1 protein-coding gene is annotated in these 473 nt (G+C 43.8%); it reads left to right on the top strand.

Annotation, left to right across the window (positions count from 1 at the left end):
• A partial coding sequence (locus A3763_RS08385) for a thrombospondin type 3 repeat-containing protein (RefSeq protein WP_197482853.1) occupies positions 1 to 473 on the top strand: 473 nt, incomplete at both ends.

Raw genomic sequence — 473 nt, 5'->3', positions numbered from 1 at the left:
ATCTGACGATGATTATGATAACGACGGCATACTGAATGATGTTGATAATTGTCCGTTAATTCCAAACACTAACCAGCTTGATAGTGATAATGATGGCATTGGTGATGTATGCGATACACCGGCCCTAGTTGATTACGACAGGGATGGTATTCCAGATGAAAGCGATAACTGCCCTTTGATTCCGAATAGTGATCAGGCTGACCGTGACAATAATGGTATAGGTGATGCTTGTGATGTTCCGCTTATCTCAGACGATGATTATGACGATGACGGCGTGCTTGACGGAGTCGATAACTGCCCATTAACACCTAACCCGGATCAAAGTGATAGTGATAGCGACGGGATAGGTGATGCCTGTGATGCGCCTTCCGTTATCGAAAATGACTTCGATAACGATGGAATACTTGACGAAAATGACAATTGTCCACTAATACCCAATGCAGATCAGAGTGATCGTGACGCTAATGGTATTG

The organism is Oleiphilus sp. HI0128 (assembly GCF_001635365.1).
The sequence above is the reverse complement of the archived record's forward strand: the minus strand, read 5'-3'. Positions and strand labels throughout refer to the sequence as shown.